This is a genomic window from Bacillus pinisoli (assembly GCF_023036475.1).
GTDB lineage: Bacteria > Bacillota > Bacilli > Bacillales > SA4 > Bacillus_BS > Bacillus_BS pinisoli.
The window spans coordinates 65,560-79,314 of record NZ_JAJQKI010000007.1 but is presented as its reverse complement, the minus strand read 5'-3'; the positions used below and the strand labels follow the sequence as shown (position 1 = coordinate 79,314).

Annotated in this window: 15 protein-coding genes; 3 read left to right on the top strand and 12 right to left on the bottom strand. The window is 34.6% G+C overall.

Annotated elements, in window-relative coordinates:
• Positions 1-65 precede the first annotated feature (65 nt).
• On the bottom strand, positions 66-899 hold the full coding sequence (locus LT143_RS11740) for an LAGLIDADG family homing endonuclease (protein WP_246943192.1): 834 nt from the start codon (positions 897-899) through the stop codon (positions 66-68).
• A 33-nt stretch (positions 900-932) separates the two neighbouring features.
• Positions 933-1,268: an rRNA methyltransferase gene (locus tag LT143_RS11735; RefSeq protein ID WP_246943190.1), complete on the bottom strand. Its 336-nt coding sequence runs from the start codon at positions 1,266-1,268 to the stop codon at positions 933-935.
• A 349-nt stretch (positions 1,269-1,617) separates the two neighbouring features.
• Here LT143_RS11735 and LT143_RS11730 point away from each other — a divergent pair, with 349 nt between their 5' ends.
• The gene (locus LT143_RS11730) at positions 1,618-3,072 is read left to right on the top strand and encodes an amidase (protein ID WP_246943188.1); all 1,455 of its coding nucleotides are present in this window, start codon (positions 1,618-1,620) and stop codon (positions 3,070-3,072) included.
• A 93-nt stretch (positions 3,073-3,165) separates the two neighbouring features.
• On the opposite strand, the gene LT143_RS11725 is transcribed toward LT143_RS11730, so the two are convergent.
• A complete protein-coding gene (locus tag LT143_RS11725; RefSeq protein ID WP_246943186.1) occupies positions 3,166-3,519 on the bottom strand; it encodes a DsrE family protein in 354 nt (117 codons plus the stop codon).
• A gap of 308 nt (positions 3,520-3,827) precedes the next feature.
• On the opposite strand from LT143_RS11725, the gene LT143_RS11720 reads away from it, so the two are divergent.
• Entirely contained in the window at positions 3,828-4,913 is a 1,086-nt protein-coding gene (locus LT143_RS11720) for an FAD-dependent oxidoreductase (protein ID WP_246943184.1), read from the top strand.
• A gap of 23 nt (positions 4,914-4,936) precedes the next feature.
• Here the strand turns inward: LT143_RS11720 and LT143_RS11715 are convergent, their stop codons facing one another.
• Positions 4,937-5,170, bottom strand: a complete 234-nt coding sequence (locus LT143_RS11715) for a glutaredoxin family protein (protein WP_246943183.1) — start codon at positions 5,168-5,170, stop codon at positions 4,937-4,939.
• A 118-nt stretch (positions 5,171-5,288) separates the two neighbouring features.
• On the opposite strand from LT143_RS11715, the gene LT143_RS11710 reads away from it, so the two are divergent.
• The gene (locus tag LT143_RS11710) at positions 5,289-5,969 is read left to right on the top strand and encodes a Crp/Fnr family transcriptional regulator (RefSeq protein WP_246943182.1); all 681 of its coding nucleotides are present in this window, start codon (positions 5,289-5,291) and stop codon (positions 5,967-5,969) included.
• A 228-nt stretch (positions 5,970-6,197) separates the two neighbouring features.
• Here LT143_RS11710 and LT143_RS11705 read toward each other — a convergent pair whose 3' ends face one another.
• The 8 genes from LT143_RS11705 to LT143_RS11670 all read right to left on the bottom strand — a co-directional run bounded on the left by LT143_RS11705 (position 6,198) and on the right by LT143_RS11670 (position 13,734).
• Positions 6,198-7,625 (bottom strand): dihydrolipoyl dehydrogenase family protein, encoded by a 1,428-nt coding sequence (locus LT143_RS11705; RefSeq protein ID WP_246943181.1) that lies wholly within the window; start codon positions 7,623-7,625, stop codon positions 6,198-6,200.
• Positions 7,626-7,678: 53 nt separating this feature from the next.
• Positions 7,679-8,260 (bottom strand): CDP-alcohol phosphatidyltransferase family protein, encoded by a 582-nt coding sequence (locus LT143_RS11700; protein WP_246943180.1) that lies wholly within the window; start codon positions 8,258-8,260, stop codon positions 7,679-7,681.
• 1 nt (position 8,261) lies between these two features.
• Complete coding sequence (locus tag LT143_RS11695) at positions 8,262-8,927, bottom strand: TVP38/TMEM64 family protein (protein WP_246943179.1); 666 nt, start codon at positions 8,925-8,927, stop codon at positions 8,262-8,264.
• A complete protein-coding gene (locus LT143_RS11690) occupies positions 8,924-9,925 on the bottom strand; it encodes an ABC transporter ATP-binding protein (protein WP_246943178.1) in 1,002 nt (333 codons plus the stop codon). Before LT143_RS11690 ends, LT143_RS11695 begins: the two co-directional genes overlap by 4 nt.
• A 14-nt stretch (positions 9,926-9,939) precedes the next feature.
• Entirely contained in the window at positions 9,940-10,740 is an 801-nt protein-coding gene (locus LT143_RS11685) for an ABC transporter permease (RefSeq protein ID WP_246943177.1), read from the bottom strand.
• A gap of 1 nt (position 10,741) precedes the next feature.
• Complete coding sequence (locus LT143_RS11680; protein WP_246943176.1) at positions 10,742-11,608, bottom strand: ABC transporter permease; 867 nt, start codon at positions 11,606-11,608, stop codon at positions 10,742-10,744.
• Entirely contained in the window at positions 11,586-12,815 is a 1,230-nt protein-coding gene (locus LT143_RS11675; RefSeq protein WP_246943175.1) for an ABC transporter substrate-binding protein, read from the bottom strand. The genes LT143_RS11680 and LT143_RS11675 overlap by 23 nt, the downstream gene beginning before the upstream one ends.
• Before the next feature lie 190 nt (positions 12,816-13,005).
• Positions 13,006-13,734, bottom strand: coding sequence for a DUF3231 family protein (locus LT143_RS11670; RefSeq protein ID WP_336296609.1), 729 nt, complete (start codon positions 13,732-13,734; stop codon positions 13,006-13,008).
• Positions 13,735-13,755 lie beyond the last annotated feature (21 nt).

The following is a 13,755-nucleotide window of genomic DNA, read 5'->3' as shown; positions in this document are numbered from 1 at the left end:
GATATTATGTAAACTAGAAAAAATGTAAAAGTAAAAAAACTTATACAATCGTAAGCTCTTCTACTCTACAATTTATTTATTATTATAAAGTTTTGGAATTTTATCAGATCTTCTAAATAATGCATCTGTTCCTTAGAATGTTGTGACATATTTAATCTTTTATAGTTAATAAAAGTACCAATTTCAATAACGTATAGTATATTTGATAAGCGCATCAAATCATTCTTACCAATTACATGAATTCTATAAACAGGATTACCTATTTGAGTTTTATATTCTCTTATACATGCATTAAGATTCCATGATCTAAACACATCCAATAAACCTTTAGAAAATAACATGCTTGCGGAAGTAATTGTTAACTTATAACCTTCTGGATCAACCCATCCATCTCCATCAATAACTCCCCTTATAAATGAAGGTACATAATGTGATGGAACTTCCGGAAACTCAACTGATAATGATTTATTTGGATGTATCCCCAACTTACCAAGGTCTTCTTTAATAACTTTTGAATTAATTTGTAAAGTTGGTGTCTTTAGACCACTAGCCAAAATGTAATCTGCATCCATAAGTTTTGCTACTAATTGGATAATTCGTTCGTCTTTTTGTGTAATGGTTACGCTATGATGTTTTTTGCTAATACAACCGTCTGTCACAATGAGTCCTAAAATCCACGCCATCTCATGTGACCATTTCTTAAAAAAGTCTGTATTAACTTTATGTTTCCGTGGTTGTCCCGAGTATTGCATACGATTCATTTCTATATTGTGTTTATATAAAATATTTCGAATAGACCTTGATGAGATTCCAACTATATTTTCCAGATCTTTGAAAGGTATACCATTCTTATACATACTAATAATTTCCCTATCGGTAATACCCTTATTCCTAGTCATCTCACCTTACCTCCTCTTCATTTAGACAAAAAGTTATTCTTGTATAATTAAACCCATGCTGTATTCAATTAGTTGATTTACGTGTATTTTATTTTTTTTTGCATAATCTCTTACTTGTTCTAGTAATTCTTTATCATAAGTGGTCTTGTACTGAATTCTATCTTTGGGCTTAACCATTGTATTGGTAATAATAACATCATTTAGAATAAGGGTTTTTAAAGCCATTTCAATAATGTGATTTTTGGGGATTTCATATTTAAGGGACAATCTATCTACTTCTAATAAGACTAATTCACTGATATTAGTTCTAAATTTTACTCTTGATGAAACTTTCTTTTGTACTAACTTTCCATTGATTAGTTCCCACATATAAAAAATCTCCTTTAATTGAAAAATTTGATTTCGAGAAGAGTGTTAAGTACTTCCCTCTTTAAGTTTTGAAAAGAACAAAGACTTAGAAAAAATATAGGAGAAAATTCCAGCTAATTCTTAGCAAAATGAAGTTAAAGTGGATGATTTAGTGGTTATATATAACAATTATATAGAACAAATGTTCTTATTTCAATATAAAATAACTGAGAAGTTCTATTATGTTAATTACGACTAGTATCAAAATAAAATCTATCATATACTAATTAATAAATATTTCGTCTCTCTAAATAGTAAAATACATAAGGCCAATCCGCACCTTATATACCCCACTAAAGGAGGTTGAACCATGTCGTTTAAACTTGAGGAAGCTACAATCCTTGAATTACAACACGCTATGTCACAAGGAAATATTACATCCAAACAACTTGTCCAAATGTACTTAGATAGAATTGAGAAATATGATTCTATTATTCATGCAATTACCATTATCAACAGGAAAGCCCTTGAAACGGCTGCTGAGCTGGACGAAGAACGATTACAAAAAGGGCCCCGCGGAATTTTACATGGCATACCTATCATTGTCAAAGATAATTATGATACATACGATATGCCAACAACTGCTGGATCTAAGTCACTTGAAGGGTCTGTTCCACCTGATGATGCCTATCAAGTTGCAAAATTACGTGAAGCAGGCGCCGTTATTATAGCAAAGTCTAATATGGCTGAATTTGCATTTAGTCCAAACGAAACCGTTAGCTCTATCGGTGGAACAACTTTAAATCCTTATGACATTGAAAGGGTTCCTGCTGGATCAAGTGGCGGTACAGCTGCTGCAATTGCTGCAAACTTTGCAGCCGTTGGCCTTGGAACCGACACAGGTAATTCAATTAGAGGACCCGGTGCTCATACTAGCTTAGTCGGGATCCGTTCAACAATGGGACTTACTAGTCGCGATGGGATTGTTCCTATCATTTTAGGTCAAGACATTGGTGGTCCATTAGCTAGAACTGTTACAGATGCAGCAATCATTTTAGAGGCAATCGCTGGATACGACACGAATGATCCTATTACAGCAAAAAGTATAGGAAATACCGTTGGGAGTTACTTAGATTATTTGGATAAAAACGGTCTTAAGGATGCAAAAATTGGTGTTCTTCGCCAGTACTTTCCTACTGACCAAATAGATCCTGAGGTAAGAGAAATAATGGAAAAAGCCATTCAGGATATAGAAAATCAAGGTGCTAAAATTGTAGATGACTTTCACATCTCAAACTTAGAGAAACTTTTTGAAGATACAAACGGACCTTTTACGATGAAAAAGGATATCAATGCATACCTAGAAACACTCGGACCCAATGCACCTGTAAAAACCCTTGACGATATCATTAATTCTGGTCAATACCACCCTTCTATTCAAAAAGGGTTGAAATATGCCCAAAGTGTAGAGCTTCCACTTGAGGGGAATCCAGACTTTTTCAAATCCGAGGTAAATCGTGAGGTCTACCGTCTGGCTATCTTAAAAGCAATGACGGATCAAGATGTGGACATCATTATTTTTCCAACTTGGAACTATCCTCCTCGAAAAGTAGGTGATTTGGAAAGTCCACATGGAAACAATAGCTATCAAATGAGTCCACCAACAGGCTTCCCTGCGCTAACAGTTCCTATGGGGTATAGCTATGGAACACTTCCAGCAGGATTGCAAATGGTAGGACGCCCATTCAGTGAACCAATACTAATTAAATATGCTTATGCTTATGAACAAGCAACCAATCATAGACGTTCACCAAAATTAGAGTAATAGTTTTACAGCAAACTGTAATGTAACCCCTTCCTTTTATCACCTAGAAAAAAAGTAATGTGACCATTTGAGCCACATTACTTTTTTTGTTACTTATAATGTTATAATTTGATACCCTTCTTCGATAAACTTGACTAAACTCGGATGTCCATTAATGTCACCCAATGAGACATGTCCGGATTGCTTAACTTCTTCATTTACACCGTATGCGCCAGCGCAAAACTCACAGACGCCTTCAATGACTCCAAGTTTTTTTACTACTTTGTATAATGGATTAAATTTGTGATGCGGGTCTTCAAACAATTTAACCCAGACGGTTCCCGCTCCATCAAAAATAACTTTTACTTGATGACCTGCTTCATGAAGCTCTTGTGCATATAATAACGAATGTAATGCTTTAGCTCCTTCAGTTTCAGATGCATGTACGAAGATTGCAAATTTCTTCACAAATCTCACTCCTTAATTAGTTTTAATTTCATTGTTAATTCTATTACTTTTTCACTCTGCAATCAGTAAGTTACCTTACATTTTTAACACTTCTTTTGCAAAGCTCGTATCGAAAAGTCATCTATACTCCACGTTAAAATTTATGTAAGATAGGTTACAGAAATCATTTAGTGTTTCTTAGTATGATTGAATAAGAAAATTTTGTGTTTAAACACAACTCTCTAGGTAGTAAAAGAGGATTACTTCTTGATTTTTTAAGAATCAGGCGGCTATTTCTTTTAAGTCCGTAGTAGTGGCAGGAGGATGATATGAAGACTATTGTGTTAGTTGGTGCTGGACATGCCCATTTATATTGCCTAAAAAAGATCAAAGAAGAAAAAGACTTAAATGGTATTAAGTTTATCGTCATATCCCCTTCTCCATTTCAATATTATTCTGGAATGTTTTCTGGATACTCAGAGGGTCTCTATTCTATTGACGAGATCAGGATAGATATACGCAAGTTTACCATTCACCCTTCTATTGAATTTATTGAAGAATATGTAGGTAAAATAGAACCTAATCTTAAATATATTGAATGCTCTTCTGGAAGAAAAGTGTATTTTGACATCGTTTCATTTGATATAGGATCCATCGGTGAAAATCCCCCTAATTTTATTGATAATATTTATCCAATAAAACCAACGTTTATGTATCCTGAAAGTATAAATAAGTTGAGGGTAAAGGAACAACCAATCATTGTAGGTGGTGGAGCATCCGCTTTAGAATTAGCCCTTTCGATTAAGGCCTATCAACGACGAAATCAAATTCAGTCAAACGTAACACTAATTTGCTCCAATCAGTTGTTAAGTAACTACCCAAAAAAAATCACGAATGTGGTAAAAGATTTAGCACGAAAAAAAGAAGTTCATATTTATGAACATGAACGTGTCTCCTATGTTAATGAAAGTAAAGTCAAAACGGAATCAGGCTTAGCCATAAGTCATAATGGTTTGTTATGGCTAACGGGTCCCAAAGCTCCGTTACTCTTTAAGCATTCTAACCTACAAGTGAGCTCAGATAACTTCCTACTTGTAAACCAGTATTTACAAAATGAGCAGTACCCTTTTATATTCGGTGCTGGTGACTGTGTAACTCTAATGAATTATAAAAGTCTCCCTAAAAACGGTGTATATGCTGTTAGGCAAAGTCCTATTCTTTGGAATAATATCATAGCTTGTGTAAACGATGAACCTTTAACATCTTTTCAACCACAAAAGAACTATTTGTCCATTATTTCAACAGGTCAAAAAGAGGGATTATTATTGTATAACAAATACTATTTTCACCATAGCTTAGCATGGTATCTTAAAAATAAAATTGATCAGAACTTTATCCAAACATTTAAGAGTTAAGTGTTTACCTAACCAGAAGATGATTATTCACATATCGTCTTCTGGTTTTTTAATTCATGCCATAATAGCACTTGATTATTCTTTAGATTTAGTAGAACAGGTGCGACTAATTCGTTTACATGTTTCAATAACTCTATCCTTGCATCAACGTCTAGAAGAATATTTTTCTCAATATAAGAATAACGATATTCGTTTAGCAATTTCTTCGCTTCTAAACACTTTAAACATCCATTCATTGTAAATAACACATACTCCATATTCCTACCTCCTTCTAAGAGATTCTACTTTTAATACTAAGCTAATTTACTACGAATCTTGTAAAAATACTTTATAATAGGAATAACCTAGTTTCATTAGAAAGAAGGAATTAACTAGATGGATAAATTATTTCTACTCTCTCAAATTAGTTTGTTAGATGAATTGCCAATGGAGGAACTGCAAATAATTGATGAAATGAGTGAAATGAAACCAGTCAAAAAAGGAACAATTATTTTCTCTCCTGAACAACCAATAGAAGCATTATTTCTGTTAAAAAAGGGTCAAGTAAGATTATTTAAAACAAATCAAAATGGAAAACAGTTTACTTTAGATATTTTAGTAGACGGAAATATATTCGGTGAAACATCATCCTTAGCCCTTACTGATGACGATACGTATGCAGAAGCAATGACAGAAACGTATTTATGCATGATTAGTAAAGCTGAGTTTGAAACATTCATTGAAAAAAATCCGAAAATAGCTATTAAATTGATTAATATTCTTTCAACAAGACTAAAAGATCTTTACAGTCTTAGTGAAAAAATAGCACTAGGTGACGTGAAATATAGAATTATCTACTTACTTCTTAAACTAAGTGAAAAAACAGGTAGACGTAAAAATGAATGGCAAACAATTGAAATGAAATTAACGCATCAAGATGTGGCAAACATGGTTGGCTCCTCAAGAGAGACCACTAGCGCCATCATGAGTCAGCTAAAAAAAGAAGGCATCATAAAAAAAACTTTACGACTTTCTATCCATGTTGAGCGGAGCAATCAGTTATTAAGTGAGCTTTAAAATTTAGGCTCTTTTCTAAAACTTTGTTGCTTTTAGTACAATTATTCTGGGTATATAACCGGTTTTAGAAGCAAATCGAGGTAGAATCAGAAAAGAGCAACTCTCTTTATGTATAGAAGTATCTAGATACTAAGGTAAAAATCCGGCTTTTGGGATTTTTACGCAAAGCAACAATCTATACGAAAACAGCCAAGATTTATGAGTGAGTATCATGTACTCACTCATTTGTTATGATCTAAACCACTTTACATACATTTTAACGATTTTCGGAATCCAGCCTGTAAATAAGGCCTCTCTCCAATATAAATCCGCCGCTCGTTGTACAGCTGCTGCATGATTTGGATATGGATGAATCACTTGAGATATATCTCTTAACTTCCTTCTAAACTGTTTAGCTAGTACTACCTCTTGCATCCAGTCTCCAGCACCCTTTCCAATTGCATGGGCGCCAATGATAAAACCTTTTTGATCCGTTAATATTTTCACAAAACCGCTCATGTCATGATCTGATACAAACCGATCGACATCATTTAAATCGACTTTAAAGACTTTATAAGATATCTTCTTGGATTTAGCTTCTTCTTCTGTTAACCCTAAATGGAATATTTCTGGTGCTGTATAGGTATTCCATGGAATTGATTCATAATTTGCCTTTCTTTTTAAACCTAAGACAGCATTTTGGACAATTAACTTTCCTTCCATACCGGCAACATGAGTAAACGGCATGGTTCCTACTACATCTCCAATTGCGTAAATCGAAGGTATATTAGTTTGCAGATAATTGTTCACTTTTATAAACCCTCGATCGTCTGAATTAATGTTGGCATTTTGTAGTTCTAGTGAATCTGAATTAGGAACCCTACCAACTGCAACCAGGATTTCATCTACTTTGAGTTCAATATGCTCTTTCTCTCTATGAACCGTCACTATTTTTTCCTGTTCAATTACTTCTACTTTTTCTACATTAGAATTAGTGAGAATGGTCATCTCCTTAGAGAGCAAATGACGAGCTGTTTTTCTAATTTCATAGTCTTCACGGAGTAAAATGTCAGAAGAACGTTCTACCACCGTCACATTACTACCAAGTCTTGCCATTGCTTGTGCCAACTCTAAACCGATAGGACCACCGCCGACAACTAGTAGGTTTTTAGGTACATAATCTAAGTTAAAAATGGATTCATTTGTTATGAAGCCTGCTTCTTTTAATCCTTTAATAGGTGGTATAAAAGGTCTGGAACCAGTAGAAATCACCACTCTCTTTCCATGAAGGACATGGCCATCGCTAACTCTTACTTCTTGAGAAGATTTGAAACTACCTTTTCCCCTATAAACATCTATACCAAGTTGTTGAAAACGATCTACGCTATCATGTTTCTGTATCAATTGAATCGCGGCCATGGTTCTTTGTTTAACTTGCTCCATATTGACAGAACCTTCCACTTTTAGTCCAAGTTGTGTAGCTTTATGAGTGTCATGTACTATTTTTGCTGTTTCAATTAATGCTTTTGATGGAATACATCCATAGTGTAAACAATCTCCGCCTAATTGTTCTTCTTTATCTATTAATGCAACTTTTGCACCTAATGAAGCGGCTCCAGCAGCTACTGTTAATCCCCCAGCACCACCACCTATGACAATGAGATCGTACTTCTTCATAAATAAACTCTCCCTTGTGTTTGAACCTTTATTTATCTCAATATCCTTAAAATCTATCTTAATATTCTCTTAGCCTCCAAGAACCTTTGACAACCTGTAAATACTTCAATAACAAAAAACAACAATGTAATGATTAATACATATTTAGGTAGGACCATCATTAAAGTGAGGAAAATAAATCCTTCTGTTCTTTCAGCTAATCCCGCTTGATAATAAAAACTTTTCATACCTTGTCTCTCTGAAACCGCACCAACCGTTAAAAAAATAGTAATTGAAAAAATAATTGAAACACTTAACAGTAAAAGCGCCCACTGGATTTCCGGGTAAACAAAGGCGATACCTAGTATGACACTAATTTCTACTAATCGATCAAATGTAACATCCATCACTGTGCCAAAAGGAGATGTTTCGGTCTCCCTTGCCATAGTTCCATCGACTGCATCTAGAAATCCGGATAGCCATAGAACAAATACCGCTAACCATGGATAACTGAAATAATAAAATACGCCTGAGGAAGCACCGATTAAGAATGAAATAAAAGTTACTTGGTTAGGTGTTAAACCTATTTTTAATAAGATTTTTGCCGCACGACCAATGATTGGTTGCACATATCTCCGTCCATGTGTATCAAGCATGTTATTGATCTCCATTCTTGGAAAAACCAAGTTTTTCTCTAAGTGTTGAACTAATTAGAAGAGGGACAATCGTTACCGTTGCAAACAAGATAATAGCTATAGTAATGACCCACCAAGAAGAGGCTAGTAGGCTTGAACCTAGGAAATTGTAAGCAAAAGTCCCTGGAATAATCCCAATGATGGTTGCTATAACGAAATGTGAAAATTTTACTTTCGATAAACCTGACAAATAACTAATCATATCAAAATTAAAAAGTGGAATGAGTCTAAGTAATAAGACATATAAAAATCCATTTTGTGTTAACTGTTTTTCAATCACTTCTTTTCGACCTTTCCATTCTTTCTTCTGAAAACTTTTGCCAAGCTTCCTAGATATAAAGAAGGCAAGGACTGCTCCACCAGTGGCTCCAATAATGGTATATACAGTGCCCCACAAAGGACCAAACGCTAGACCCGCAGATAATGATAATAACGAAGCGGGAAACAATACAATCGGTCTTACTGTGTACAACAAAATATAAATAATAGGAGAAAGTATACCAAAAGATAAAATCCACTTACGAATGGACTGAGGTTCAATTGAAAGATAGTTTTGATTAAACCAGATAAGCACCATGACTATAACCACCACTATGCCAATTTTTACTGCTCCCTTTGGATTTTTCATTGTTTCATCGCCTTTTCAAAGAGTATTAAATCTTCTTCTTTTAATACTCCGATCGTAATTTCGCTATTTTTTTCTATTTTATCTTGACTAGTCATCATTATTGATTGATCTAGTTCTTCAATAAAGATCGACACATAAGTAAGTCCATGCTTATAAAAAGAGTTTGCAACCTTACCTTTCCATGAAAGATAGAATTCCTTTTTCTCCTGCATAGTTAATTTATTGACATGTACAAAACGGTTTTCGTCAATTAGCACACCTTCCGAGAAGTATTTTGCTACATATTTATTTTTAGGATGGTAATGCAACTCCTCTGGATGTCCAATCTGCTGTATACCACCATTTGCAAACACTGCGATACGATCACCCATGATCATAGCTTCCTCCATATCATGAGTAACAAATATAGCTGAGACTTCTTGTTCTTTTATCATTGTTTTTACCCATATTCTTAGCTGTTGTCGTAACTCTTTATCTAAACTGCTAAAGGGCTCATCTAATAAGAGTAGGTCAGGTTTAAGGATGAGTGCGCGTGCTAAGGCTGCACGTTGTTTTTGACCACCAGATAGTTCATGTGGATAAGCTTCAGCGTAAGAATCTAAGTCAACCTTCTTTAAAAATTCTTCTACTACTTTGTTTCTCTCTTCAGTTGGCATTTTTGAAAAAAGCAGTCCATACTCAACGTTCTCCTTCAAAGTCATATGTGGAAATAATAAAGATTGTTGAAACATCATGACAAATGGCCTCTTATTTGCTGGTTCATTTGTTAAATCAGTCCCTCCACTTAAAACCTTGCCTTTCGTAACAGATTCTAAACCTGATATACACTTTAAAAAGGTCGACTTACCTGTACCTGAGGGTCCAACAATACTTATAATTTCTGAAGGTTCTATAACTAAACTTACTTCCTTGAACAGCTCTGTTGACTTAAATTGTTTACTTAAAGACTGTATTTCAATTACTTTACCTGTAATGGTGAACACCTCCTTCTGTTTCATATAAAAGTAATAAATTAGTAGAAAAGGGACTTGCGATATGGTATCAACAGTTGTATTAAAATTTCAATTACTAGAAGGACAAGAAATGGAATGATACCAAACAATAGAGAAAAGCTAGCGATCAAATTTTCATTAACTGTTGATAAATAGGGAAAGTAAATCATAGCAAGTGTCATAACATTTCCTCCACCTATGATTGCTGTTAAGGCATATTGGCTTAAGGAAATTACCGTTGTAAGAAAAATGACACTTCTCACACTTGGCAATAAAAGCGGAAAGTAAATATGGTAAAATACTCTTCTTTTACTCGCCCCAAGTGATATTGCCTGTAATTCAAGATGTGGTCCTAAGTGTTCGAAAGCCGCTCGGAAAATACGTATTGAGTAAGGGACCGTCGGAATAAGATGAACTAAACTAACACCTATCCAATGATCGGTTAAGCCTAGTTTTATCATGGTAATATGGATACCCATAACCATGGCTAAGCTCGGAAATAGAATCGGTAATTGAAGAATAGTATCAACGAAGGCTTTCCCTTTAAAATCTCTAAAAGCCAACTCTTTTGCAGCAGGCAAACTAATGATTACATTTAATAGAATAACGACTAGACTGATCGTGACAGATGTTAATATGGCCCTGTTTATATCGTAGTTGCCTAATAACTCCGTCCAGCCATCTATGTTTATGCTAATGAAGTCAAAGCTCTCCCATCTCCACCCAATCGTAATACTTCTTATGAGGAGATACATGACCGGAACTACAAATAAAAGGATGAAAAAAAGGAAAAACCAATTGTATAAGATTTTCTTAAACATGCTAGCTTCCATTTCCTTTCATCATTCTATAACGATTTTTTTGCATCACCCATTGTACTAATAGCATTATAGAAATAATAAATAGCGATACGATCGTCATTGTTGCATAAGAGAGACCTCTGTTACTCCAATCGCCTTCAAAAAACCAATCATAAGATAAGACAGATAAAGTTTTGGGGTATGTGACTCCTAAAAGTAAAGGTACCTCTACAGCAGATAATACAAACGAAAATATAATGATTGATGTCTCTAATACAACTGGTAAAATCCTTGGCCATTCTACTGTCTTAAATACATCCCATTCATTTCCGCCTAACGTCCTCACCACATTTACTTCATCTTGATTAATTTGACTAAGTATAGGAAGAAGCATTAATACCGCAAATGGTGTTTCCTTCCATACATAAGTTAGTATGATACCTAATCCCGTCTGCTCTCTAAAAATGATTGGAAAATCTTCCATCTTATCAATCATACCTAATTCGAATAATAAGCTAGAAATGAAACCTGATTGAGATAAGAGAAGATACAGAATGTACCCCCATACAAAATGAGGAAACAGCATCGGTATCCAGATAAGAAGCCTTGAGAAATTCTTTCTTATTCCGCGATAGAGTACTTTTGAAATAATAATCCCTAGTATGATAGAAATGGTTGTTGATACGAACGTTATATACAAACTATAAGGTAATGAATGTAGGAAACTCTTATTTTTAAAAAGTAATAGATAATTTTCCAAAGTCCAATTACCATCATCGTAGATACTATATAGAACAGACATTCCTACACCATATCCAACAAACAGAAACGTCAATGCTACTGCCGGGAGTAAGGCCCAAATCCAACTATCTTGTTTGAACAACTTCACTTAACCAATTCTCCTTGATCCATTCTACATATTTTGCATCCACTTCAGGTAATAGGCTTTTCTTTAGGGTTTCCGGCGATAGCACAGAATTCCCTCTGTTAATAGAAGCTAATTTGCTTTGGTCTGCTTTAGATAACCTTGAAGGGTCTAAAGATAAATTTTCTCCCCAATATGTTGATTCATATTTTGTTAACTGAGCTTCTGGTGATAGTAAAAAATTAATAGTGGTTAGTGCTCCAACTTTATTAGGACTGTTAAAGGGTATCGCTAAAAAATGAGTATTACCAATTGAACCAGTATCTAGCACAAATGAGCGTGTTGATTTTGGAAAAATCCCATCATTTATTTGACTTTCCGCTCTTGCTTCATTGTAGCCCATCGTCATCCACACTTCACCTTGACTATAAAGCCGATCCAAGTCGGAAAGCGTTGTTGGATAAGTTTTACCTTGCCTCCACAAATTTGGCTTAATATCATTTAAATAGTTCCACATAAACTCAGTCGAATTACTGACTTTACTTTCCTGATAACCCTCTTCTAATAAAATCTCAGGTCCCCCTATGGATTCATAGAGTAAGTGTCTTAAAAATGCGTTTCCTGTAAAGTCTCCAGCATCAGGGTATGTAAATTTACCGGGATTTTTTTGTATCCATTCTTTTAGCTCACTAAAATTGCTCGGTGGATCCTCGATCTTAGCACTGTCGTATAAGAATACAAATTGAACCTTTCCCCAAGGAGCTTCCATACCGTCAATCTTTGTTCCAAAATCAAATTGACTTTCGAGACTTTCCGTATCTATAAATTGAGAATAATTAGGGAGTTTTTCTACAAATGGTCCAAATAGTAAGTCTTGTTCTTTAGCGTTCTTAAAATTTTCTCCGTTAATCCAAATGACATCAATTGTACCTTCTTCTTTGTTTGCTTTCTTTTCGCTCATTAGCTTTTGTAAAATTTCATTCGTGTCCATAGGTATTCTTTCTAGATTAATACCGTAGTTATTCATCAGTCTTGGCTTTACCCATTGATCCATGTAAGAATTGATACCTTCATCGCCACCCCACATAAACATTCTGACAGTTGTATTCTGGGCCTGTTTTTCCGACTCTTCATAACTTTGTTCAAGTGTAAGTGATTGATCAGTAGTAATGGTTGATTGACTGCATGCGGTTAAGAAAAAAATAAAACTTAGTAGCAACATTCTACTCATTCATTCGTTCCTCCCATTCAATTTCGTCTACTATTATTCTTAAGTTTACAAGAAGAACTAAATGATTTCTGTAAGCTCTCTTACAAAAGGATCTTCTCTAAATATACTATATGAATACAGCCCACAAAAAAAAACGGGCACAATAGTGTACCCGTTAGTCAATGTAATTTCCTTAATAAGAAAATTACTTTTAATTGACCTTCCCTTTACCAAGAGGCGGTTGTTCCATCCAGCCATAGTGAATGAGTAATTTTGAACCTTCTTCTGCATATTGTCCTACTTCAGCCGCTAAGCGCGCAAAATCTGAGGCTAGATCTTTCCGGAACGAATTTGAGATTGCTTCACCATAATTACTAATACCTTGATTATTTAATAAACTAATCAAGGAAAGTATTAATTTCTCTGAAAAAGGAGAAACTTTCGAGGCAGTTACTCCTCCATTCCAAGAAGCTGCTGGAAGTAAGTCGTCCTTTTTTAATAATTGGGTAAATACTTCAATATGCTTCTCAGCAATTGCTTTTCCTCTCTTAATGAAGTCATGAATATCTCCTTTTTCGGTAACTTGAAGGAATCCATTCATTAAAGTAACACCAATAGAATTAGTGACGACATTATAGAATAAGCTCCCGATTTCAATACCAGAAAGGGGCCTTTGATCACCAAACCACGTTTGTAAGAAACGTTCTTTTTTAACAAATTCTACTTCTTTAGGAACCGGTATATATGGGGATCGCTGCCAAACCCCCTTTACTAGAAGCAATTCTTTTGTACTTTTCAACATCTTTAACCCATTTGTGATATACGTTTCATAAAAGCTAAAGATATCATCTCGTGCAATGGTATTTATTGCAGAAGAACCATAGTTCATTTTCCCTTTATTGACAAACCAAAGAAATAATAAAATAAAGGTGTCGGTTATGACAAATTCTATCTATCTTCT